We start from the raw sequence: 22,190 nt of genomic DNA on the forward strand, positions 1-22,190 counted from the left end.
CGGGCGGCAGGCGGTCGGGCGGTGGGCGGTCGGGCGGCGTGATCCGACGGTGGCGTCCAGGCGGTCGAGCGGTGGCGTCCGGTGGTGATGTCGGGCGGTGGGTCAACCGCGGATGACCGCAGGTCCGGGGGCCGGCGGCGCGAGGCCGACCGGCGCCGGGTCGGCCTGCCGGGCGAGCGCGCTGGGCCACCAGAAACGCCGCCCGAGCAGCAGCACGATCGCGGGCACCAGCAGCGTGCGAACCAGCAACGTGTCGAGCAGGACACCCAGCCCGACGATGACGCCGATCTCGGTGAGCAGGACCAGTGGCAGCACCCCGAGCACCGCGAACACCGCGGCCAACAGGATGCCGGCGCTGGTGATCACTCCGCCGGTGACGGCGAGGGAGGTGAGGATGCCCTGTCGGGTGCCCTCGGCGGCGCTCTCCTCCCGGGCGCGGGTGGTGAGGAAGATGTTGTAGTCCACGCCGAGCGCCACCAGGAACAGGAACGACAGCAGCGGCACGCTGGTGTCGAGGGCCGCGTAGCCCAGCACGTGGGTGAAGAGGAAGGCGCTCGCGCCGAGCGAGGCGAAGAAGGTGGCCACCACCGTCGCGACCAGCACCAGTGGCGCCACCAGCGAGCGAAGCAACAGCAGCAGGACGAGGAGCACCACCGCGAGGATCAGCGGTACGACCACCTTCAGGTCACGTACGGCCGCGTCCCGGGTGTCCAGGTTGGTGGCCACGGTGCCGCCGACCCGGGCCTCGGCGGCCGGCACCGAGCGCACCCGGTCCCGCAGCTCACGGATGGTGTCGTAGCTCGCGCTGCTGTCCGGTTCGGCGGTCAGCACCACGTTGACGCCGACCAGGTCGGCGGTGCGCCCGGTGGGCCGGGCGCTCGCGACGCCAGGGGTGCCGGTGATCGCCGCCAGCAGCGCCTCCTCGGCGTCGGCCCGCCCGACGACGATCGTCGGATCGGCGGTGCCGGCGGGGAAGTGGCGGCTGAGTGTGCGCAGACCGTCGATCGATTCGGCCTGCACCCGGAACTGTTCGGTCTTGCTGAGCCCGAGGCGTGCCCCGGAGAGCCCCGTGGTGAGTACGACCAGCAGGATCAGGGCGCCGGCGAGCACCGCCCGTGGTCGCCGGGCGACGATGGCGCCGGCCTTCGCCCAGCCGCCGCTGCGGGTCGGTTCGGGCTGCCCCGGCCGGGGCACGAACGGCCAGAAGAGCCCCCGTCCGCAGACCGCGAGCGCGCAGGGGAGGACGACGAGGCCGTACAGCGCCGCGGTACCGATGCCGACCGCGCCCGCGATACCGATCGCCCGGTCGTTGCGCAGCACGGCGGCGGTCAGTGTCAGCAGACTCAGCACCACAGTGGTGGCGCTGGCGGCGACCGCCGGGCCGGCGGAGGTCAGTGCGTGGCGTAGCGCGTCGCGTCGGTCCGGGCGGCGGCGCAGCTCCTCGCGGTAGCGCGCGATCAGCAGGAGGGCGTAGTTGGTGCCGGCGCCGAAGACCAGCACGTCGACGATGCCGGTGGTGGAGGGGTCGATGGGCAGGTCGACGGCGCGGCTGACCACGGCGATCAGGGCGTTGGCCACGACGTCGGCCGTCCCCACGACGGCCAGCGGTACGAGCCAGAGCCACGGGCTGCGGTAGGTGACGATCAAGAGGACCGCGACGACCGCGACGGTGACCAGCAGCAGCGTGAGGTTGGCCCCGTCGAACGAGGAGGCGACGTCGGCGCGGAATCCGGCACCACCGCTGACCTGTGCGGCCAGCCCGGGCGGCAGCCCCTGGCGGGCGGCGCCGCGCAGCCGGTCGACGGCGTCGGTGACCTCGTCGGGCGCGGCCTGCGCCGGCATCGGCACGGCGAGGATCGCGGCGCGGCGGTCGGGGGAGAGGACCGGCGGGGAGATCGGGCCGGTGGCGAGCGGGGCGAACGTGGTGGCCTGCGCGGCGACGGCGGCCTCGTCCTGAGCGGTGAGCGGATCGTCGCCACGGGAGTAGACGACCAGAGCCGGGTTGAGCTGCCCACTGGGCAACTGCCGTGCGAGGGCGGCGGCCTCGACCGATTCAGTGCTGGCCGGCAGGGCGCCGGTCGGGTCGTTGCTGGTGCGCGCCTCGCCGCCGTAGACGACGAGAGCGCCCGAGGCCGCCACGGCGACCAGCAGGACGACCCAGGCGCTCCATCGGCCGCTGATCGTCCGGGTGACCTGACGACCGACGGCGCGCAGCATTCCCATCACATACTCCCGCCTGTGAAGAATCTTGATGACCGAGATTATTTCCCGGTGAACTATGCTGCAAGTCGAACGACCGCGACGGGGGTGACACGCAGGTGACGGTGCACGGCATGTTCCGGCGGCGGGACACCCCGCGCGCGCGGCTGGTGGCGGAGATCGCCACCGACCTGCGGCGCTACTCGGTGGACGCGCAGCAGATCGGGCACGCCTTCGCCAACCTGCACGGGCTCAACGCCACCGACCTGCAGGCGTTGATCGCCGTCATGGACGCCGAACTGCTCGACGATCCGCTCACCCCCGGCCGGCTCGGCGAGCAGTTGAATCTCTCCTCGGGCTCGGTCACCGCGCTGGTCGACCGATTGGAGCGCGCCGGCCACATCCGCCGGGACCGGGGCGCGACCGATCGGCGCAAGATCCTGCTGCGCTACGCCGACCGGGGCGTCGCGCTCGCCGTGGCGTTCTTCGAGCCGCTGGGCCGGCGTACCGACGCGGTGACGGCCGGCTTCGGTGACGACGAACTGCAGGTGGTGCACCGGTTCCTGCGTGCCATGGTCGAGTCGACGCGGGAACATCGCGACGAGATGCGCGCCGCCCGACCCGGTCCCTCGCGGGATCCGTCCTGATCGGACTCCGGGTGGGCACCGAGCCGCTGCCGGCGGCCGAGCGCGGCTGAAGCTGAGCGTCACGCTGGGTTTATCCCGCGGACGTCGCATCGATTGCGTTCACCGAAGTCCGAAATGGTGCAGCGGAACCGTCGAATGTGAACGCGAAACGCTCTGACCTGGGCGTTTGCCCGAGGGTCGAGCTATTGTCGAATCAACGCCCGGCGCTGTGCACCAATCGGCCGGGCTTGCGCGTTACCTCCATCACGATCACGCCATGTAACGCCGTGTCTGGCCCTCATCCATCGGAAAGGGGGCGCCATGACCCGGGCTCCGGCGAACCTCATGGCCGTACGCAGCCTGCTGCTCACTCATCTCAACATCGACAAGAACGCGACCCGCGACGCGGACCTCGAGCCCGCGGAGGTCGGCATCGTCGGCGATCCGAAACACCGGGGCGGCTACCACTGCGGCTCGGACCGGGTGGTGAAGAACGACTACTCCGTCGTCGAGTCGTCCCGCGACCGCAACGGACTGACTCTCGACGCGGCGGCGCTCGACGTGGGCCAGTTCCGGGTGGCGTCCGGTGGGCGTACCCATGACCTGCGCACCTTCTCCACCTGGTGTGTGGCGCAGTGTGCGGCGCGCGCCGCGGACGCGGGCGACATTCGCGAGATCATCTACAGCCCCGACGGCCGGGTCGTCAGACGGTGGGACCGGCTCGGTCGACGAAGCAGTGGGGACAACTCACACCTGTGGCACACGCACTTCAGCTTCTTCCGTGACTCGATCAAGGCGGGCCGGGACCAGACCCCGCTGTTCCGCCGCTATCTGACCAGCATCGGACTCATCGCTGCGGCCCCTCCCGAGGAGGACGAGATGGAACTCACCGACAAGATCCGCCGGAACACCGGCAATCCGAACCGAACCGTCGACGACGTACTGGCCGACCTGTCGAACCTGCGCAACTGGCTGATCTCGCCGGTCGGCACCTCCGGCCTGGTCGGCCCGCCCGCGGCCAACTCGCCGCTGGCGCTGATGCTCGCCATGGCGCGGGCATACCCGGCGCTGGTGGCGCAGCTCAACGGGCTGGCGTCGAAGGACTTCACCGACGAGCCGGCGATCGTCCAGGGCGTGCTGGCCGCGCTCACACCGGAGAAGATCGCCGCCGCTATCCCGCCGACGATGGCCGAGCAGGTCGCCGAGGAACTCGCCCGCCGGCTGGCCGAGTGAGTCGTGGGTGGGCCGCTCCGGCCCGGGAGTGGCCCACCCGCCGGTGAACAACACGCATTGCGCAACTGTTCTTGCGCAATGCCTGTTGCTCATGTGATGCTGCCTGACATGGAGAACCACGACGTACGCCAGGTCACCGACTCGCGGGTGCTGGCCGCCCTGTCCCACCCGCTGCGCCGCCGGCTGATGGACGTGCTCAAGGTGTACGGCTCGGCGACGGTCGGTCTGCTCGCCGAGCGCACCGGTCAGGCGCCGGCGAACGTCAGCCACCACCTCAAGGTCCTGGCGGCGGCCGAGCTGGTCACCGAGGCGCCGGAGCTGGCCCGGGACCGACGCGAGCGGTGGTGGCGGCTGGTCAGTCGGGGCGTGCGCTGGTCGAACGCGGACTTCGACACGGACCCGGCGGCCCGGGCGGTGGCCGACGCCGCCACCTCGCTCAACCTGGACCGGCACGTCTCGCTGGTCCGGGCCTGGCACGGCGCGGACGAGGCGGAGCAGGCGGCCTGGGGTGACGGCCCGTTCTCCACCGACCGCTGGCTGCACCTCACTCCTGAGGAACTGGCCGAACTGGGCCGCGAGCTGATCGATCTGCTGGCCCGTTGGGCCGACCGGAAGGTTCCCGACGACGGGCGGGAGCGGCAGCCGGCCTTCGTCTTCGCCTACGGCGTGCCGGCGCAGCCGTGACCGCGGCCTCGCCGACGACCTCGGTGAAGCCGCAGCGGGGCGGGTTGGTTCGGCACCGGGACTTCCGACGGCTCTGGGCCGCCCAGACGGTCAGCAGCATCGGCAGCAACGTGACCACGGTGGCCCTGCCGCTGGTCGCGGTGGCCGTGCTCGACGCGAGCGCATTCCAGGTGGCTGTGCTCACCGCCGCCGCGTGGCTGCCCTGGCTGCTGGTCGGCCTGCCGGCCGGCGCCTGGGTGGACCGGCTGCCGCGGCGACCCGTCATGATCACCTGTGACGGGGTGTCGGCGCTGCTCTTCCTCAGCGTCCCGGCCGCCGCCGTGACCGGCACGCTCAGCGTCGGGCTACTGCTGGCGGTGGCCCTCGGCGCCGGACTGGCCCGGGTCTTCTTCGAGACCGCCGACCAGGTCTACCTACCCTTCCTGCTCCGCCCGGCGGAGGTCCCCGAAGGCAACGCGAAGCTGCAGGCCACCCAGACCGCGAGCTACGTGGTGGGGCCGAGCCTCGCCGGTCTGATCGCGCAGGCCGTCGGAGCGGTCGCCGCCCTGGTGCTCGACGCGCTGACCTTCCTCGTCTCCGCGGTGTGCCTGGCCCGGATCCGCCGGAAGGAGCCCACGCCGACCCGGTCGGGTCCCGCCCGGTCGCTGCGCCGCGAGATCGTCGACGGCGTACGGTTCGTCGCCCGCGACCCGTACCTGCGGGTGATGGCGATCTTCGGCGCGGCGAGCAACCTCGGGCTGGTCGGCTACCAGGCGGTGCTGGTGGTCTTCCTGGTCCGCGACGTGCGGCTGGTGCCGGGGACGGTCGGCCTGCTGGTCGCGGCGATGAGCCTGGGCGGGGTCGCGGGCGCGCTGCTGGCCACCGCCGTCGGCCGCCGGTTCGGCACCGCCCGGGCGATGCTGCTCGCGGCGGTGTTCACCGGACCGCCGGCGTTGCTCATCCCCTTGGCCGGGCCGGGCCCGGCGCTGCTGTGGCCGGCCCTCGGCGGGGTGCTGGTCAGCCTCGGAGTGGCCGTGGGCAACGTGCTGAAAGGCAGCTTCCGGCAGACCTACCCGCCTCACGAACTGCTCGGCCGGGTCACGGTGAGCATGCAACTGCTGAACTACGGGACCATTCCGCTGGCCGCGCTGCTGGCCGGCGCGCTGGGCACCATGTTCGGGGTCCGGGTCGCGGTACTGGCGATGACCGGTTGGCTCGCGGTGACCCCGCTGATCCTGCTGATCGGGCCGCTACGGCACCGACGGGACCTGCCCGTCACCCCTGCACAGGCCGGACGGCGAACCGGAGCCGGAACGCCGGCACGCGCCGGAGCGGGCGCGGTCGTGGACGCGCCGATGCTCGGGGGAAACGCGCCGTGACGCGTTGCGGCGGCGGCCGGATCGCCGACCGCCGCCGTAGCGCGCGGCTATCTACATCGGGCGGACGTTGTCCGCCTGCGGGCCCTTCTGGCCCTGGGTCACCTCGAACTCGACCTTCTGGCCCTCGCTCAGCTCCCGGTAGCCACTGCTCTGAATGGCCGAGTAGTGGACGAACACGTCCGGGCCTCCGCCGTCCTGCTCGATGAAGCCGAAGCCCTTTTCCGAGTTGAACCACTTAACCGTGCCGGTTGCCATGCGTCTCTCCCTGTTCCAAAACGGCTGAGCACCGGCCGCCGACCGGTGATCGCCCTGTATCACCCATGACAGTAACGGGCCAAACGCCTATCTGCCGGGCGAAGTGCCGTAGGCGACCGGGTGAACTCTCCGGCGAGCCGGGGAAACCGTGCCCTCGCAGTAGCCCGGCTGGGGCATGCTTGCGTCGGTGAGGGATGCCGCGGTCGCTGCCCTGTCCGAGTTGGAGCGCGAGATCGGCGCGCCAGGGGGCGGACTCGACCGGCTGCGGCTGGCCCCCACCCCGTTCGTGCCCGAGGTGCGGCTGCACGTCGCGGAGGATCCGATCCTGTGGTGGGCGCGGATGGAGGCGTACGCCGGCCACCGCCTGCCACCGCCGTACTGGGCCTCGGTCTGGGCCGGCGGTCAGGCCCTCGCCCGTCACCTGCTCGACCATCCCGACCTGGCCGCCGGACGCCGGGTGCTGGACCTGGCCGCCGGTTCCGGGCTGGTGGCGATCGCCGCCGCCCTCGCCGGCGCCGAACAGGTGACCGCCAACGACATCGACCCGTACGCGGTCGCCGCCGTGACCGTCAACGCCCGGGCGAACCGGGTACGCGTCGCGACCACCAGCGGTGACCTGCTCGACACGGTCGCGACCGGTGCCGACCTGCTGCTGGCCGGCGACGTGCTCTACGACGGGGCGCTGGCCGACCGGGTACTGCCCTTCCTCGCCCGGGCCGCCGCGAACGGCACCGAGGTGCTGGTGGGCGACCCGGACCGGGGGCACCTGCCACCCGACCGGTTGGCCGTGGTCGCCAGCTATCCGGTGCCGACCACCGAACCCGCGGTCGACTCCCCGGTGCGCCGCGTGCAGGTGCTGCGACCCGCCTGAGACCGCAGGCCGCCGACCCGTGACAGATCAGGGACCACCCCGAGCCGGAGTCAGGGTGGGCTGGGGGATCCGGCCGGATGCGGCGGGTTGCCGACCGGCCATAACGTACGGGTCATGGCGGAGTGGTTGGCGCAGGTCGGAGAGTTACCCACCGTGCTGCTGGTGGGAGTCCTCGGAGTGGTCATGCTCTTCGACGCCGTACCGCTGCTGGGAGTGCTGGTCCCTGGTGACGTGGCCATTCTCGCCGCGGTGGGGGTGGGCCGGCCCGCCACCGGGCTGGCCACCTTCGGCGCCGTGGTCGGCGGCTGCGTGGCCGGCTGGTCGCTGAGCTTCCTGGCCGGCCGGCGCTACGGCGACCGGCTGCGCAACAGCCGGGTCGGCGGCTGGATCGGTGAGTCGCGGTGGTCGGCGGCCGAGGGTGTACTGCGCCGCGGCGGCGGTCGGATGGTGCTTGTCGCGCCGTTCCTGCCGGTGTTCAACGCGTTGCTGCCGCTGGCCGCCGGGGGGCTGCGGATGTCGTACCCGCGGTTCATCGGCTGCGCGACCCTCGGCGCCGCCTCCTGGGCCGGGCTCTACCTGGTGCTCGGCACCGCCTCCCGGTCCCTGGCCGGCCTGTTGCCCGGCGAGGCCAGCCCGATGCTGGTGACGATGGCGATCGGGCTGGCGCTCGCCGGGGTGGTGCTGCTCGGCACCCGGCGCCGGTTGCGCGCCGTCACCGCCGAGGATCACCCCGCCTGACGGCGGTCACCAGCCGCGGGCACGCCACTGGGGCAGCGCCGGCCGCTCCGCACCGAGCGTGCTGTCCTTGCCGTGCCCCGGATAGAACCAGGTCTCGTCCGGCAGCCGGTCGAAGAGCTTGTGTTCGACGTCGTCGATCAGGGCGGCGAACCGCTCCGGGTCCTTGTCGGTGTTCCCCACTCCACCCGGAAAGAGGCTGTCACCGGTGAACAGGTGCGGCACACCGGCCGGGTCGCGGTAGAGCAGCGCGACGGAACCCGGTGTGTGCCCGCGCAGGTGGATGACCTCCAGGGCGCAGTCGCCGAACCGTACGGTGTCCCCGTCGGTGAGCGTCTCCGCCTCGATCGGCAGGCCGGCCGCGTCGTCGGCGTGCACCAGAGCGCGGGCGCCGGTCTTGGCCACGACCTCCTCCAGCGCCACCCAGTGGTCCATGTGCTGGTGGGTGGTGACCACGGCGGTGAGATCGCGGTCACCGATCAGCTCCAGCAACCGGGGCGCCTCGTTCGCCGCGTCGATCAGCACCTGCTCGCCGGTGGCGCGGCAGGTCAGCAGGTACGCGTTGTTGTCCATCGGGCCAACCGACAGCTTGCTGATGATGAGCCGGTCGAGTTCGCGTACCGCCGGGTCGCCGCCGGGGAGCACCTCTCCGCTGTAGGTCATGTGGTGTCTACATCCATTCCGGTGGGTTCGGCACGGGGCCTTCGGGGGTGACGGTGAGGAGGTCCGCGCCGCCCCGGCCGATCAGCCAGGCGGCGAGGTCGGGGGCGGGGCCGGCGACGACCGGAGCGCCGTCGCGCGCGCCGACCACCAGTTCGTGCCGGGTCCCGTCGAAGCGCAGCACCATGGCCGGTACGTCCGGCCGGCCGGCCAGGTCGGTGGCGACCTCGTGCAGCAGCCGGTGGGCGAAGCCCTCGGGCCAGTCGGCGGGGCGGTGCCCGGCGGCCAGGTCCAGGTGGTGCACCTCCAGCTCGCGCAGCCGGCACCAGACCAGCTCCGCGGCGACTCTCGGCCCGCCCGGAGTGGCGACGGTGGCGGCCCACGCCTCGGCGGGCATCGCGGCCACGGCGTCGCCGAACCGGTCGGCCGAACGGCGCAGGTCGTCCAGGTGGGCGTCGGCCGTTCGGGCCGCGCCGGCCTCGATGTCCCCGGCCCGGGTGGCGGGCGAGGCGTACATCGGTCGGGGTTCGCCGGTGCGGGCGGCGGTGAGCAGGTTCACGAACCCGTCGGCGTTGCGGGCCAGATGCGCCAGGACGTGCCCACGGCTCCAGCCGGGCAGCAGCGACGCGGAGGCCAGACCGACCTCGTCGAGGACGGCGGCGGTACCCAGCAGCCGTGCGGTCGCGGCCTGTACCTCGCCGGTCAGCAGCAGCGGGTCCGTAGTCACGCTCCGACCCTAGCGGTATCGCGGTACCGCATCGGCGGGGAAATGGCTTTCGGCGCGTCGCCGCGCCCCCTACCGTCTTCGGCGACGACGCGGCACCGGATCGATCGGGAGGAGGTGAGGGCTCATGCCGGTCCTGGCACGCGTGTCCCGCCATCACCTACGAAACCGATGAGGATGCCATGAAGATCGAATTGACCGCCCTCGGCTGGGACGCCGACTGGGCGGCCCAGGCGCGTCGGCGCGGCGGTCACCAGCCGGGCCGGGTGGCCCGGGTCGACCGGGGCGTGTGCACCGTGCTCTGCGCGGACGGGCCGGTCCGCGCCAGCGTGGGCGGCACACTGCTCGCCGCCGCCGCCCGTGACCTGACCAATCTGCCCTGCGCGGGTGACTGGGTGCTGGTCGGCACCTGGCCGGACGGACGCCGCACCGTCGAGACCGTGCTTCCCCGACGTAGCGCCCTGGTGCGCCGCACCGCCGGCAAGGACGCCAGCGGGCAGGTGCTCGCCGCCAACCTCGACGCCGCGGTGGTGGTCGAGCCGGTGCACCCCGAACCGGACACCGGACGCATCGAGCGGCTGCTCTCGCTCGTCCACGAGTCCGGCGCCCGGCCACTCGTCGTGCTCACCAAGGCCGACCTGGCCGCCGACCCGGACGCGATCGCCCGTCAACTCGCCGCGGTGGCCCCCGGTGTGCCGGTGCTGCCGATCAGCGCCGAGCACGGTACGGGCCTCGAACCGCTGCGGGCCCAGGTCGCCCCCGGCCGCACGCTGGGCCTGCTCGGCCCGTCCGGCGCGGGCAAGTCGAGCCTGGTCAACGCGCTGGCCGGCGCCGTGGTCATGCCCACGCAGGCGATCCGCCGGGTCGACGGGAAGGGCCGGCACACCACCACGTGGCGCGCGCTGGTAGCGGTGCCGGGCGGGGGTGCGGTGATCGACACCCCGGGCGTACGTGCGGTCGGCCTGCTGGACGGCTCGGCGGGCCTGGACCGGGCCTTCGCCGATATCGCGGAGCTCGCCCTCGACTGCCGGTACGCCGACTGCGCGCACGACGGTGAGCCCGCCTGCGCGGTGCGGGATGCGCTGGAGAACGGTGAGCTGACCGCCCGACGCTGGGAGAGCTGGCGCCGGCTGCAGCGGGAGGTGGCCTTCGAGACGCGGCGGCGCGAGGCACGGGTTGCCGCCGAGCGTCGCGGCGGCTGGCGGGGGGCCCGCCGCCGGGCGAGCCGCCCGGCCCGGCCACCGGCCCCGGGCGGCTACTGAGCCGCCTGACCGGCGGGCCCGGCCACTCGCGCGCGGCGGCTACTGAGCCGCCTGACCGGCGGGCCCGGCCACTCGCGCGCGGCGGCTACTGAGCCGCCTGACCGGCGGGCCCGGCCGCGGTCCGGCCGGTCGGTCTTCCGGCCGGTCGGTCTTCCGGCCGGTCCGGCTCCGACCCGGGCGGCGGACCGGTCTGACCTGGGGGAATGTGTGGGCACGGAGAATTGTCGTACCTCGGGGCTAGAGTTGCCGAGGCGTTCTTCTGCGCCCAGACAACCGCTCAGAACCGCCTCCGAGCGGACAGATCCGCCTCATCTTCTTCACCCGGGAGTACACGTACCGTGGCCGACCGACTGATCATCCGTGGCGCGCGCGAGCACAACCTGCGTGACGTCAGTCTCGACCTGCCCCGGGACGCCCTGATCGTATTCACCGGGCTCTCCGGATCGGGCAAGTCGAGCCTGGCCTTCGACACGATCTTCGCCGAGGGGCAGCGCCGCTACGTCGAGTCGCTCTCGTCGTACGCCCGGCAGTTCCTCGGCCAGATGGACAAGCCCGACGTCGACTTCATCGAGGGGCTGAGCCCGGCCGTCTCGATCGACCAGAAGTCGACCTCGCGCAACCCGCGCTCCACCGTGGGCACGATCACCGAGGTCTACGACTACCTCCGGCTGCTCTTCGCCCGCGTCGGTGAGCCGCACTGCCCGGTCTGCGGCGAGCGGATCTCGAAGCAGAGCCCCCAGCAGATCGTCGACCGGGTGCTGGCCATGCCCGAGGGCACCCGGTTCATGGTGCTCGCCCCGGTGGTGCGGGGCCGCAAGGGCGAGTACGTCGACCTCTTCACCGAGCTCCAGGCCAAGGGCTACGCCCGGGCCCGGGTCGACGGTGTGGTGCACCCGCTCACCGAGCCGCCGAAGCTCAAGAAGCAGGAGAAGCACACCATCGAGGTCGTGATCGACCGGCTCACCGTCAAGGCGAGCGCCAAGCAGCGGCTGACCGACTCGGTCGAGGCCGCGCTCGGCCTCTCCGGCGGGCTGGTGCTGCTCGACTTCGTCGACCTGCCGGAGGACGACCCCGACCGGGAACGCCGCTACTCCGAGCACCTGGCCTGCCCCAACGACCACCCGCTCGCCATCGAGGACCTGGAGCCCCGGGTCTTCTCCTTCAACGCGCCCTACGGCGCCTGCCCGGAGTGCACCGGCCTCGGCACCAAGAAGGAGGTCGACCCGGAGCTGGTCGTACCCGACCCGGAGCGCACCCTGCGCGAGGGCGCGATCCAGCCCTGGTCCACCGGGCACAACCTGGAATACTTCCTGCGCCTGCTGGAGGCGCTCGGGCAGGCCGAGCACTTCGACGTGGACACGCCGTGGCGGGCACTGCCGTCGCGGGCGCAGAAGACGATCCTGCACGGCTCCGACGACCAGGTGCACGTCCGCTACCGCAACAAGTACGGGCGTGAGCGCTCCTACTACACCGGCTTCGAGGGTGTGGTGCAGTGGATCGAGCGCCGGCACAACGACACCGAGTCGGAGTGGTCGCGCGACAAGTACGAGGGCTACATGCGCGACGTGCCCTGCGCGGCCTGCGGCGGCACGCGGCTCAAGCCCGAGGTGCTGGCGGTCACCATCGCCGGTAAGAGCATCGCCGAGGTCTGCAACCTGTCGGTGGGGGAGTGCGCCGACCTGCTCGCCGGCATCGAGCTCACCGACCGGCAGAAGATGATCGCCGAGCGGGTCCTCAAGGAGATCAACGCCCGGCTGCGGTTCCTGCTCGACGTCGGCCTGGACTACCTCTCCCTGGACCGCCCGGCCGGCACGCTCTCCGGCGGCGAGGCCCAGCGCATCCGGCTGGCCACCCAGATCGGGTCGGGCCTGGTCGGCGTCCTCTACGTGCTCGACGAACCGTCGATCGGGCTGCACCAGCGCGACAACCACCGGCTGATCGAGACCCTGGTGCGGCTGCGCGGGCTGGGCAACACGCTGATCGTGGTCGAGCACGACGAGGACACCATCCGGGTGGCGGACTGGATCGTCGACATCGGGCCGGGCGCCGGTGAGCACGGCGGCCGGATCGTGCACAGCGGCTCCGTCCCCGCGCTGCTGGAGAACCCGGAGTCGGTGACCGGGGCGTACCTCTCCGGTCGCAAGTCGATTCCGACGCCGCAGCGACGCCGGCCGCAGACCCCCGGCCGGGAGTTGGTGGTGCACGGCGCCCGCGAGCACAACCTGCGCAACCTCACCGTGAACTTCCCGCTAGGCCAGCTCATCGCGGTCACCGGCGTCAGCGGCTCGGGCAAGTCGACGCTCGTGAACGACATCCTCTACACCGTGCTCGCCAACCAGATCAACGGTGCCCGGCTGGTGCCGGGCCGGCACACCCGGGTCACCGGCCTGGAGCACGTCGACAAGGTGGTCGGCGTCGACCAGTCGCCGATCGGTCGTACGCCCCGGTCGAACCCGGCCACCTACACCGGTGTCTGGGACCACGTCCGCAAGCTCTTCGCCGAGACGCCCGAGGCGAAGGTACGCGGCTACGGGCCGGGACGGTTCTCCTTCAACGTCAAGGGCGGGCGCTGCGAGGCGTGCTCGGGTGACGGCACCATCAAGATCGAGATGAACTTCCTGCCCGACGTGTACGTCCCCTGCGAGGTCTGCAAGGGTGCCCGCTACAACCGGGAGACCCTGGAGGTGCACTACAAGGGCAAGACCGTCGCCGAGGTGCTGGACATGCCGATCGAGGAGGCGGCCGAGTTCTTCTCCGCCATCCCGGCCATCCACCGGCACCTCAAGACCCTGGTCGACGTCGGTCTCGGCTACGTACGTCTCGGTCAGCCGGCGCCGACGCTCTCCGGCGGTGAGGCGCAGCGCGTCAAGCTCGCCTCCGAGTTGCAGAAGCGCTCGACCGGCCGGACGGTCTACGTGCTCGACGAGCCCACCACCGGCCTGCACTTCGAGGACATCCGCAAGCTGCTGATGGTGCTCGAGGGTCTGGTCGACAAGGGCAACACGGTGATCACCATCGAGCACAACCTCGACGTGATCAAGACGGCGGACTGGCTCATCGACATGGGCCCGGAGGGCGGGCACCGGGGCGGGACGGTGCTGGCCACCGGCACCCCGGAGGAGGTCGCCGAGGTCCCCGAGAGCCACACCGGGCAGTTCCTGCGGCAGGTGCTCAAGCTCGACGGCGAGGCGAAGGGTGCCGCGGCGGCGATCTCGCGGGCGGCCAAGGCCAACGGGGCGAAGGCCCGTGGCAGCCGGAAGGTGCCCGCCGGGGCGCGGTGACGAGCGGATCCCCGATCCGACGCCGGCGTGGGAGTCCCACGCCGGCGTCTCGGGCGTCCTGGTGTGGTGTCGGGGATGTTCCGCCTCCCCGGGTGCCGCGGCTGTCAGGCAGCCGAGCCGATCAGCCGGGCGTACGCACTCCGCGGCAGGGCCGCAGCGGCGTGGGTGAGCGGGGTCGGCGAACCAGGGTGGGCTGAGTGATCGACCGATCAGGCGTTCCGGCACGCTGTGAGTGAACCGTCGGGCACAGTCGGACGTGTGGAGAAGATGTGGCGCCGGGGGTCGGGACGAGCCGCAGCAGCCGAGAGAAAGGCAAGGCATGAGTGACCATCAGGAGCTGACCCGTTCGGGCACGCAGACGCGGCGGGCGCTGCTCGCCGGCGCCGGTGCGGCCGGAGCGGCCGTCGTCCTGGCGGCCTGCGGCGGAAACGACGCGGGCGACGGCGCGATCGGGCAGCAGCCCACCAGTGGCGGGCCGGTCGTGCCCAGCACCGGGGACGCCGGCGGCGGCAACCGGCAGGGCTCGCAGTCGCTGGCGACCACCACCGACATCCCACTCGGCGGTGGCCGGGTGCTCGCCGCCCAGGGCGTCGTCATCACCCAACCCACCGCTGGGCAGTTCAAGGGCTTCGACCCGATCTGCACCCACCAGGGCTGCCCGGTGTCGAACGTCGACGGCGGCACGATCAACTGCACCTGCCACGGCAGCAAGTTCTCGATCGAGGACGGATCGGTGAAGGCCGGACCGGCCACCAGGCCGCTCCCGGCCAAGCCGGTGAAGGTCGTCGGCGACCAGATCTCGTTCGCCTGATCCGGCCCGCCGCCCGCCCGTCCGGCGGGCGGCCGGGCGGCAGTTGGTCGGTCTGGCGGGGCGCGGTCTGGCCTGCCGGGCGCGAGTTGACCGGCCCCACCCGGCGGGGAGCGGCCGGTCGGCCCGCCCGGCGGAAGGCGGCTGCGGCTGCCGGGCGGAAGTCGGCCGGTCGGCCCGCCCAGGAACGGGCACGGTTGGTGAACAGCTGCGCGCGACGCCGCCAGATCGTGGCGGCGTCCCGGCGGCGGCAAGCTCAACTCGAGTCACCGGTGGGTCCGGTGTCGCGGCGGGGCCGACCTTCCGAGCCGGGCAGCACCCCGGGTGGTGAAGCCGACGCCAACGGCCGCGACGCGGCGTGGCGAGGGGCTGTCGGTGCCGCGGACTAGGCTTGCAGCCGTGGCTGACCCCTCGACCTACCGCCCCGCACCCGGCACCATCCCGGAGTCGCCGGGGGTCTACCGCTTCCGCGACGGCACCGGCCGGGTGATCTACGTCGGCAAGGCGAAGAACCTGCGCAGCCGGCTCAACTCCTACTTCGGCGACCTCTGGAACCTGCACGACCGCACCCGACAGATGGTGACCACCGCGGAGTCGGTGGACTGGATCACCGTCGGCACCGAGGTCGAGGCGCTCCAGCAGGAGTTCACCTGGATCAAGCAGTACGACCCGAGGTTCAACGTCCGCTACCGGGACGACAAGTCGTACCCCTATCTCGCCGTCACCCTCGACGAGGAATACCCGCGGCTGCAGGTGATGCGGGGTGCCAAGCGTAAGGGCGTGCGCTACTTCGGGCCGTACTCCCACGCCTGGGCGATCCGCGAGACGCTCGACCTGCTGCTCCGGGTGTTCCCGGCCCGCACCTGCTCCGCCGGTGTGTTCAAGCGCGCCGGTCAGGTCGGCCGGCCCTGTCTGCTCGGCTACATCGGCAAGTGCTCGGCGCCCTGCGTGGGCACCGTCTCCGCCGAGCAGCACCGGGCGATAGTCGACGGCTTCTGCGACTTCATGGCCGGCCGCACCGACACGATGGTGCGCAAGCTCGAACGCGAGATGGCCGAGGCCAGCGAGCAGCTGGAGTTCGAGCGGGCCGCGCGGGTGCGTGACGACATCGCCGCGCTGCGACGGGCGATGGAGAAGCAGACCGTCGTGCTCGGCGACGGCACCGACGCCGACGTGGTGGCGTTCGCCGACGACCCGCTGGAGGCGGCCGTCCAGGTCTTCCACGTGCGCGACGGCCGCGTCCGGGGCCAGCGCGGCTGGGTGGTGGAGAAGACCGAGGAACTCACCACCGGTGACCTGGTGCACCACTTCTGCACCCAGGTGTACGGCGGCGAGCACGGTGAGGCCGACGTGCCCCGGGAACTGCTCGTTCCCGAGCTGCCCGGCGACGCCGACGCGCTGGCCGACTGGCTCTCCAGCCACCGTGGCAGCCGGGTCGCGCTGCGGGTGCCGCAGCGCGGCGACAAGCGCGCCCTCATGGAGACGGTGGAGCGTAACGCCAAGGACGCGCTGGCCCGGCACAAGCTGCGCCGCGCCGGCGACCTGACCACCCGGAGCAAGGCGCTCGACGAGATCAGCGAGGCCCTCGGGATGCGCACGTCGCCGCTGCGCATCGAGTGCTTCGACATCTCGCAGATCCAGGGCACCGATGTGGTGGCGAGCATGGTCGTCTTCGAGGACGGGCTGCCGCGCAAGAGCGAGTACCGCCGGTTCATCATCCGCGGCGCCACCGACGACCTCTCCGCGATGTCCGAGGTGCTGCGCCGTCGATTCGCCCGCTACCTCGACTCCCGGGCCGAGACCGGCGAGGCCGGCGTCGAATCGGCCGACGACCTGGAGGTGCCGGGCGATTCGGCCGCCGTCGACGAGCCGCGGGTCGGCGCGTTGGTCGACCCGACCACCGGGCGACCCCGCAAGTTCGCGTACCCGCCGCAGCTGGTGGTGGTCGACGGCGGCCCACCGCAGGTGGCGGCCGCCGCGCAGGCCCTCGCCGAGCTGGGCATCGACGACGTCGCCCTCTGCGGACTGGCCAAGCGGCTGGAGGAGGTGTGGCTGCCCGACGACGAGTTCCCGGTCGTCCTGCCGCGCAGCTCCGAAGCGCTCTATCTGCTGCAGCGGGTACGCGACGAGGCGCACCGGTTCGCCATCACCTTCCACCGGCAGCGCCGCTCCAAGCGCATGACGCAGTCGGCGCTGGACTCGGTACCCGGGCTGGGGGAGGTGCGGCGCAAGGCGTTGTTGCGGCACTTCGGGTCACTGAAGCGGCTCTCGGCAGCGACCGTCGAGGAGATCACCGAGGTGCCGGGGGTGGGCCGGCGTACGGCCGAGGCGATCCTCACCGCGCTCGGCGGCGAGTCCGCGAAGGCGTCGTCCACCGACTGACCGCGCCGGTCAGACCGGGGAGTCGGCGAGGACCGTGAGGATCTGCTCGCCGTACTTCGCGAGCTTGTTCTCCCCGACCCCGCTGACCTGGGAGAGCTCGGTCAGTGAGGTGGGAGCGTCGGTGGCGATCTGCCGCAGCGTGGCGTCGTGGAAGATCACGTACGCCGGGACGCCCTGCTCCTTGGCGGCGGCCGCGCGCCAGGCGCGCAGCCGTTCGAAGACCGGCGCGGCGGCCGGCGGCAGCTCGACGACGGCGGCCGCACGGGACCGTCCGGATCGGGTGGGGGCGGGCCGCTCCGGTTCACGTCGCAGCAGCACCGACCGCCGGCGGCCCAGCACCTCGGCGCTCGTCTCGGTGAGCACCAGCGTGCCGTAGTCGCCCTCGACCGCGAGCAGGCCTTCGGCGAGCAACTGCCGGACCACCCCGCGCCACTCGGCCTCCCGCAGTTCGCCGCCGATGCCGAAGACGGTGAGCGAGTCGTGCCCGAACTGGGTCACCTTGTCGGAGCGTCGCCCGAGCAGGATGTCGATGCAGTGTCCGGCCCCGAACCGCTGGTTGCGTTCCCGGTCGAGCCGGAACACGGTGGAGAGCAGCTTCTGCGCGGCGATCGTGCCGTCCCACGACTCCGGCGGTGTCAGGCAGGTGTCGCAGTTGCCGCAGTCGGGCGTGCCCGGCTCACCGAAGTACTCCAGCAGCTGCGAGCGGCGGCAGCGGACGGTCTCGCAGAGCGCCAGCATCGCGTCGAGGTGCCGGGCGAGCCCACGTCGGTGCGCCAGGTCGCCCTCCGAGGTCTCGATCAGCTTCCGCTGCTGGACGACGTCCTGCAGCCCGTACGCCAGCCACGCGGTCGACGGGAGCCCGTCCCGCCCGGCGCGGCCGGTCTCCTGGTAGTAGCCCTCGACCGACTTCGGCAGGTCGAGGTGCGCGACGAAGCGGACGTCCGGCTTGTCGATGCCCATGCCGAAGGCGATGGTGGCGACCATCACCAGCCCCTCCTCGCGGAGGAAACGCTGCTGGTGAGTGGCGCGGGTGGCCGCGTCCAGACCGGCGTGGTAGGGCAGCGCGGCGATCCCGTTGGCGGTGAGGAAGTCGGCCGTCTTCTCCACCGAGGCGCGGGAGAGGCAGTAGACGATGCCGGCGTCGCCCGGGTGCTCGTCGCGCAGCAGGCTCAGCAGCTGCTTGCGCGGTTCCCGCTTCGGCACGATCCGGTACTGGATGTTGGGCCGGTCGAAGCTCGCCACGAAGTGCCGGGCGCCGGTCAGGTCCAGCCGGGTGGCGATCTCGGTGCGGGTGGCGCTGGTCGCGGTGGCGGTCAGGGCGATCCGCGGTACGTCCGGCCACCGCTCGTGCAGCATCGACAGGGCGAGGTAGTCGGGCCGGAAGTCGTGCCCCCACTGGGAGACACAGTGCGCCTCGTCGATCGCGAACAGCGCGATCTTGCCGCGTTCGAGCAGTTGGACGGTCGCACGGGAGCCGAGTGCCTCCGGCGCCAGGTAGAGCAGGTCCAGGTCGCCGGCGAGGAAGGCCGCCTCGACCCGGCGGCGGGCGTCGAGCTCGAGCGTCGAGTTGAGGAACCCGGCCCGTACGCCGAGCGCGGTCAGCGCGTCGACCTGGTCCTGCATCAACGCGATCAGCGGGGACACGACGACCCCGACGCCGGGACGCACCAGCGCGGGGATCTGGTAGCAGAGTGACTTGCCGCCCCCGGTGGGCATCAGCACCAGCGCGTCGCCGCCGGCCACCACGTGGTCGATCACGTCCTGCTGGAAGCCGCGGAACGTGTCGTAGCCGAAGACGCGGCGCAGCACCTGCAACGCGTCCGAGGTGCGTAGGTCGGCGGGGGAGGCCATCCGGGAAGTGTACGAGCCGCCCCCGACGACGTCCGGCTCCGGCGAGCGCGTCGTCGGGGGCCGGTGTCGCCGGGACCGGGCGGAACGGGCGGGCCGGCCTGCCCGACCGGTTCGCCGGGGCCGGCGGGGCCGCGAACCGGACAACTGGCTGTTCCGGTCATCACCCTGCGGAATCCCGGACGACGTCGCAGCGGTTAGAGTCGGCGATTAACCATGCGCGGCCGACCGGCCGCGGCGCCACGGCTGGGGGTAGTGGGTGAGCGAGGCGCGTACAGCTGAGGGGTGGCACGACATGTCGGCGGAGACAACCGTCGGGCAGTCGGCGCCGGCGGAGTCGGAGACCACCCTCGTGGTGGTCACCGGGCTGTCCGGTGGCGGACGCAGCACGGTTGCCCGGGCGCTGGAGAACGTCGGCTACTACGTGGTGGACAACCTCCCGCAGGCGCTCATGCTGGACATGGCCGAGCTCGCGCTCAAGGCGGGCGGTGCGACCCGGCGAACCGCGATGGTGCTGGACGTACGCTCACGTGCGTTCTCCACCGACCTGGCGGGCGCGATCCGCGAGCTGCGCGACCGGGGCTTCTCGCCCCGCGTGGTCTTCGTCGACGCGGACGACGAGGTGTTGATCCGCCGGTTCGAGAGCGTCCGACGTTCGCACCCGCTGCAGGGCGACGGGCGGCTCGCCGACGGCATCGCCGTCGAGCGTGGCCTCCTGGAGGAGGCCCGCGACCAGGCTGACGTGATCATCGACACCAGCCACCTCAACGTCAACCAGCTGCGCCGGCGCATCGAGGAGCTCTTCGGCGGCGAGGACGCGCGCCGGCTGCGTGTCACGGTGCTCTCCTTCGGCTTCAAGTACGGCCTTCCGCCGGACGCCGACTTCGTGCTGGACGCCCGCTTCCTGCCCAACCCGTACTGGGTGCCGGAGCTACGCGAGCACACCGGCCGGGAGGAGGCGGTCAGCGCGTACGTGCTGGGTCAGGAGGGGGCGGACACGTTCGTGGCCACGTACGCCGACCTGGTCAACGCCACCACACCCGGCTTCGAACGCGAGGGCAAGCGGTACCTGACGGTGGCGGTCGGCTGTACGGGCGGCAAGCACCGCAGTGTGGCCATCGCCGAGGAGCTGGCCGAGCGGCTGCGCCAGTCCGGTCTCGCCGCCAACGCCCAACATCGTGACCTGGGGCGCGAATGACGACGAGAGTGGTGGCGTTCGGCGGGGGCCACGGCCTCTCCGCCTCGCTGCGGGCGCTGCGTCGGTGCGCCCCGGAGCTGGACCTGGACATCACGGCCGTGGTGACGGTGGGCGACGACGGCGGCTCCAGTGGCCGGCTGCGCGCCGAGCGGGGCGGGCTCCCGCCGGGGGACCTGCGGCAGGCGCTGGTCGCGCTGGCCGGCGACCACCCGGCCACCCGGCGCAGCGCGGGGCTCTTCCAGCACCGTTTCATCGAGGTGTCCCGGGGGGACACGGCTGACGGGCTGGCCGGACACGCGGTCGGCAATCTGGTGCTGTGCGGGCTGATGGAGCTGCTCGGCGATCCGGTCGCCGCGCTGGAGCATGCCGGGGCGATGCTCGGCACGGTGGGCCGGGTGCTGCCGATGTCCTGCCAGCCGGTGGGGATCGAGGCGCGGGTCCGGGGCACCGACCCGGACCGCCCCGACGAGGTGCGGACGGTCACCGGCCAGCACCAGGTCGCCGTCACGACCGGGCGGGTGGAGTCGCTGCGGCTGACGCCGGACGAGCCGGAGGCGTGCCCCGAGGCGGTCGAGGCGATCGGTGCGGCCGACTGGCTGATCTTCGGCCCGGGCAGCTGGTATACCAGCGTGCTGCCCCACCTGCTGGTACCGCAGCTGGCCGAGGCGATCGTGTCCAGCCCGGCCCGCCGGCTGGTCACCCTCAACCTCGCCGCGGAGAAGGAGACGCTCGGTCTCTCGGTGGCCGATCACCTGGCCGCGCTGCGCTGGTACCTGCCGAAGCTGAAGGTCGATCACGTGCTGGCCGACGCCAAGGCGGTCGGTGACCCCGAACCGGTCGAACGTGCGGCAGAATCGCTTGGTGCCCGGCTGGTCCTCGCCCCCGTCGCCGTCACCGACGGCACTCCTCGCCATGATCCAGCCGCCCTGGGCGCCGCCCTGGTGCCTGTCCTGGGCGCCGATCGTTAGACACGTACGTAATCTCCGGCGACACGCCGGAACCGGTCCGTGAGGGGACGCACAATGGCGATGACGGCTGCGGTCAAGGACGAGCTGAGTCGGGTCGACGTGCCCAAGCCCTGCTGTCGGCGGGCGGAGATGGCGGCGCTGCTCCGCTTCGCCGGCGGGCTGCACATTGTCTCCGGTCGCGTGGTGGTGGAGGCGGAGCTGGACACCGGCGCCGTGGCCCGCCGGCTGCGGCGGGAGATCGCCGAGGTCTACGGCTACTCCAGCGAGATTCACGTGCTCGCCTCCGGCGGGCTGCGCAAGGGCAGCCACTTCATCGTCCGGGTGGTGAAGGACGGCGAGGCGCTGGCCCGGCAGACCGGCCTGCTCGACGTCCGAGGCCGTCCGGTGCGTGGCCTGCCACCGCACGTGGTCGCCGCAAACGTCTGCTGCGCCGTCTCCGCCTGGCGGGGCGCGTTCATGGCGCACGGTTCGCTGACCGAGCCGGGCCGCTCCAGCGCTCTGGAGATCACCTGCCCCGGTCCCGAGTCGGCGCTCGCCCTGGTCGGCGCCGCCCGGCGGATCGGCATCACGGCCAAGAACCGCGAAGTGCGCGGGGTGGACCGGGTGGTGGTGAAGGACGGCGACGCGATCGCCGCGTTGCTCACCCGGATCGGCGCGCACTCCAGCGTGCTGGCCTGGGAGGAGCGCCGGGTCCGCCGCGAGGTGCGGGCGACCGCCAACCGGCTGGCGAACTTCGACGACGCCAACCTGCGCCGTTCGGCGCGGGCCGCGGTGGCCGCCGCGGCCCGGGTGACCCGGGCGTTGGAGATCCTCGCCGACGACGCCCCGAACCACCTCACCTCGGCCGGCCGGCTGCGGCTGGAGCACCGTCAGGCCTCGCTGGAGGAGCTCGGCGCGCTCGCCGACCCGCCGCTGACGAAGGACGCCATCGCCGGGCGGATCCGCCGGCTGCTGGCGCTGGCCGACAAGCGGGCCCGCGACCTGGGCATCCCGGATACCGAAGCGGCCGTCACGCCCGACATGCTCGTGGTCTGATAGGACGGTGACGGTCAGCGGAGACGGGCGGGCCGGCAGGCGCGCCCTGCCCTGCGCCGTGGT

18 protein-coding genes are annotated in these 22,190 nt (G+C 72.5%); 13 read left to right on the forward strand and 5 right to left on the reverse strand.

Annotation, left to right across the window (positions count from 1 at the left end; all coding sequences use genetic code 11):
* Window positions 1-102 precede the first annotated feature (102 nt).
* The gene (locus AB0F98_RS14600) at window positions 103-2,223 is read right to left on the reverse strand and encodes an MMPL family transporter (RefSeq protein WP_357734271.1); all 2,121 of its coding nucleotides are present in this window, start codon (window positions 2,221-2,223) and stop codon (window positions 103-105) included.
* A 110-nt stretch (window positions 2,224-2,333) separates the two neighbouring features.
* Between AB0F98_RS14600 and AB0F98_RS14605 the strand changes: the two genes are divergently transcribed.
* The 4 genes from AB0F98_RS14605 (at window position 2,334) to AB0F98_RS14620 (ending at window position 6,100) form a co-directional block, all read left to right on the forward strand.
* Window positions 2,334-2,846: a MarR family transcriptional regulator gene (locus AB0F98_RS14605; protein WP_357734736.1), complete on the forward strand. Its 513-nt coding sequence runs from the start codon at window positions 2,334-2,336 to the stop codon at window positions 2,844-2,846.
* Between the two features lie 300 nt (window positions 2,847-3,146).
* Window positions 3,147-4,058, forward strand: coding sequence for a hypothetical protein (locus AB0F98_RS14610; protein WP_357734274.1), 912 nt, complete (start codon window positions 3,147-3,149; stop codon window positions 4,056-4,058).
* Window positions 4,059-4,166: 108 nt separating this feature from the next.
* Window positions 4,167-4,742, forward strand: coding sequence for a metalloregulator ArsR/SmtB family transcription factor (locus AB0F98_RS14615; RefSeq protein WP_357734277.1), 576 nt, complete (start codon window positions 4,167-4,169; stop codon window positions 4,740-4,742).
* Complete coding sequence (locus tag AB0F98_RS14620; protein WP_357734280.1) at window positions 4,739-6,100, forward strand: MFS transporter; 1,362 nt, start codon at window positions 4,739-4,741, stop codon at window positions 6,098-6,100. The genes AB0F98_RS14615 and AB0F98_RS14620 overlap by 4 nt, the downstream gene beginning before the upstream one ends.
* Before the next feature lie 51 nt (window positions 6,101-6,151).
* Here the strand turns inward: AB0F98_RS14620 and AB0F98_RS14625 are convergent, their stop codons facing one another.
* Window positions 6,152-6,355, reverse strand: a complete 204-nt coding sequence (locus tag AB0F98_RS14625; RefSeq protein WP_076467683.1) for a cold-shock protein — start codon at window positions 6,353-6,355, stop codon at window positions 6,152-6,154.
* Window positions 6,356-6,530: 175 nt separating this feature from the next.
* Between AB0F98_RS14625 and AB0F98_RS14630 the strand changes: the two genes are divergently transcribed.
* Together AB0F98_RS14630 and AB0F98_RS14635 are read left to right on the forward strand one after the other, a co-directional pair.
* Window positions 6,531-7,226, forward strand: coding sequence for a 50S ribosomal protein L11 methyltransferase (locus AB0F98_RS14630; protein WP_357734284.1), 696 nt, complete (start codon window positions 6,531-6,533; stop codon window positions 7,224-7,226).
* 114 nt (window positions 7,227-7,340) lie between these two features.
* On the forward strand, window positions 7,341-7,964 hold the full coding sequence (locus AB0F98_RS14635) for a VTT domain-containing protein (RefSeq protein ID WP_357734287.1): 624 nt from the start codon (window positions 7,341-7,343) through the stop codon (window positions 7,962-7,964).
* Between the two features lie 6 nt (window positions 7,965-7,970).
* On the opposite strand, the gene AB0F98_RS14640 is transcribed toward AB0F98_RS14635, so the two are convergent.
* Together AB0F98_RS14640 and AB0F98_RS14645 are read right to left on the reverse strand one after the other, a co-directional pair.
* Entirely contained in the window at window positions 7,971-8,624 is a 654-nt protein-coding gene (locus AB0F98_RS14640; RefSeq protein WP_357734290.1) for an MBL fold metallo-hydrolase, read from the reverse strand.
* 7 nt (window positions 8,625-8,631) lie between these two features.
* Window positions 8,632-9,348 (reverse strand): maleylpyruvate isomerase family mycothiol-dependent enzyme, encoded by a 717-nt coding sequence (locus tag AB0F98_RS14645; protein ID WP_357734293.1) that lies wholly within the window; start codon window positions 9,346-9,348, stop codon window positions 8,632-8,634.
* 179 nt (window positions 9,349-9,527) lie between these two features.
* Between AB0F98_RS14645 and rsgA the strand changes: the two genes are divergently transcribed.
* From rsgA to uvrC, 4 genes are all read left to right on the forward strand, one after another.
* Window positions 9,528-10,607, forward strand: coding sequence for a ribosome small subunit-dependent GTPase A (gene rsgA / locus AB0F98_RS14650; RefSeq protein WP_357734296.1), 1,080 nt, complete (start codon window positions 9,528-9,530; stop codon window positions 10,605-10,607).
* 338 nt (window positions 10,608-10,945) lie between these two features.
* Window positions 10,946-13,888 carry an excinuclease ABC subunit UvrA gene (gene uvrA / locus AB0F98_RS14655; protein WP_357734299.1) on the forward strand — a complete coding sequence of 981 codons (2,943 nt, stop codon included), beginning with the start codon at window positions 10,946-10,948 and terminating at the stop codon, window positions 13,886-13,888.
* A gap of 319 nt (window positions 13,889-14,207) precedes the next feature.
* Window positions 14,208-14,699 (forward strand): Rieske (2Fe-2S) protein, encoded by a 492-nt coding sequence (locus tag AB0F98_RS14660; RefSeq protein ID WP_357734302.1) that lies wholly within the window; start codon window positions 14,208-14,210, stop codon window positions 14,697-14,699.
* Window positions 14,700-15,095: 396 nt separating this feature from the next.
* Complete coding sequence (gene uvrC / locus AB0F98_RS14665) at window positions 15,096-17,078, forward strand: excinuclease ABC subunit UvrC (protein ID WP_357734305.1); 1,983 nt, start codon at window positions 15,096-15,098, stop codon at window positions 17,076-17,078.
* Between the two features lie 9 nt (window positions 17,079-17,087).
* On the opposite strand, the gene recQ is transcribed toward uvrC, so the two are convergent.
* A complete protein-coding gene (recQ, locus tag AB0F98_RS14670) occupies window positions 17,088-18,929 on the reverse strand; it encodes a DNA helicase RecQ (protein WP_357734308.1) in 1,842 nt (613 codons plus the stop codon).
* Between the two features lie 292 nt (window positions 18,930-19,221).
* On the opposite strand from recQ, the gene rapZ reads away from it, so the two are divergent.
* Genes rapZ through whiA form a run of 3 tightly spaced genes read left to right on the forward strand, consistent with a single transcriptional unit; the run spans window position 19,222 to window position 22,127 of the window.
* A complete protein-coding gene (rapZ, locus tag AB0F98_RS14675; protein ID WP_357734311.1) occupies window positions 19,222-20,124 on the forward strand; it encodes an RNase adapter RapZ in 903 nt (300 codons plus the stop codon).
* Complete coding sequence (gene yvcK, locus AB0F98_RS14680; protein WP_357734314.1) at window positions 20,121-21,092, forward strand: uridine diphosphate-N-acetylglucosamine-binding protein YvcK; 972 nt, start codon at window positions 20,121-20,123, stop codon at window positions 21,090-21,092. The genes rapZ and yvcK overlap by 4 nt, the downstream gene beginning before the upstream one ends.
* Before the next feature lie 54 nt (window positions 21,093-21,146).
* Entirely contained in the window at window positions 21,147-22,127 is a 981-nt protein-coding gene (gene whiA / locus AB0F98_RS14685) for a DNA-binding protein WhiA (protein WP_043967505.1), read from the forward strand.
* Window positions 22,128-22,190: the final 63 nt, after the last annotated feature.

Source organism: Micromonospora sp. NPDC023737 (assembly GCF_040639715.1).
GTDB lineage: Bacteria > Actinomycetota > Actinomycetes > Mycobacteriales > Micromonosporaceae > Micromonospora.

Bases quoted from the DNA above. Each gene is read 5' to 3' on its own strand.
- AB0F98_RS14600 (WP_357734271.1), bottom strand. From the start codon at position 2,223: ATGGGAATGCTGCGCGCCGTCGGTCGTCAGGTCACCCGGACGATCAGC.
- AB0F98_RS14605 (WP_357734736.1), top strand. From the start codon at position 2,334: ATGTTCCGGCGGCGGGACACCCCGCGCGCGCGGCTGGTGGCGGAGATC.
- AB0F98_RS14610 (WP_357734274.1), top strand. From the start codon at position 3,147: ATGACCCGGGCTCCGGCGAACCTCATGGCCGTACGCAGCCTGCTGCTC.
- AB0F98_RS14615 (WP_357734277.1), top strand. From the start codon at position 4,167: ATGGAGAACCACGACGTACGCCAGGTCACCGACTCGCGGGTGCTGGCC.
- AB0F98_RS14625 (WP_076467683.1), bottom strand. From the start codon at position 6,355: ATGGCAACCGGCACGGTTAAGTGGTTCAACTCGGAAAAGGGCTTCGGC.
- AB0F98_RS14630 (WP_357734284.1), top strand. From the start codon at position 6,531: ATGCTTGCGTCGGTGAGGGATGCCGCGGTCGCTGCCCTGTCCGAGTTG.
- AB0F98_RS14635 (WP_357734287.1), top strand. From the start codon at position 7,341: ATGGCGGAGTGGTTGGCGCAGGTCGGAGAGTTACCCACCGTGCTGCTG.
- AB0F98_RS14640 (WP_357734290.1), bottom strand. From the start codon at position 8,624: ATGACCTACAGCGGAGAGGTGCTCCCCGGCGGCGACCCGGCGGTACGC.
- rsgA (WP_357734296.1), top strand. From the start codon at position 9,528: ATGAAGATCGAATTGACCGCCCTCGGCTGGGACGCCGACTGGGCGGCC.
- AB0F98_RS14660 (WP_357734302.1), top strand. From the start codon at position 14,208: ATGAGTGACCATCAGGAGCTGACCCGTTCGGGCACGCAGACGCGGCGG.
- recQ (WP_357734308.1), bottom strand. From the start codon at position 18,929: ATGGCCTCCCCCGCCGACCTACGCACCTCGGACGCGTTGCAGGTGCTG.
- rapZ (WP_357734311.1), top strand. From the start codon at position 19,222: ATGTCGGCGGAGACAACCGTCGGGCAGTCGGCGCCGGCGGAGTCGGAG.
- yvcK (WP_357734314.1), top strand. From the start codon at position 20,121: ATGACGACGAGAGTGGTGGCGTTCGGCGGGGGCCACGGCCTCTCCGCC.
- whiA (WP_043967505.1), top strand. From the start codon at position 21,147: ATGGCGATGACGGCTGCGGTCAAGGACGAGCTGAGTCGGGTCGACGTG.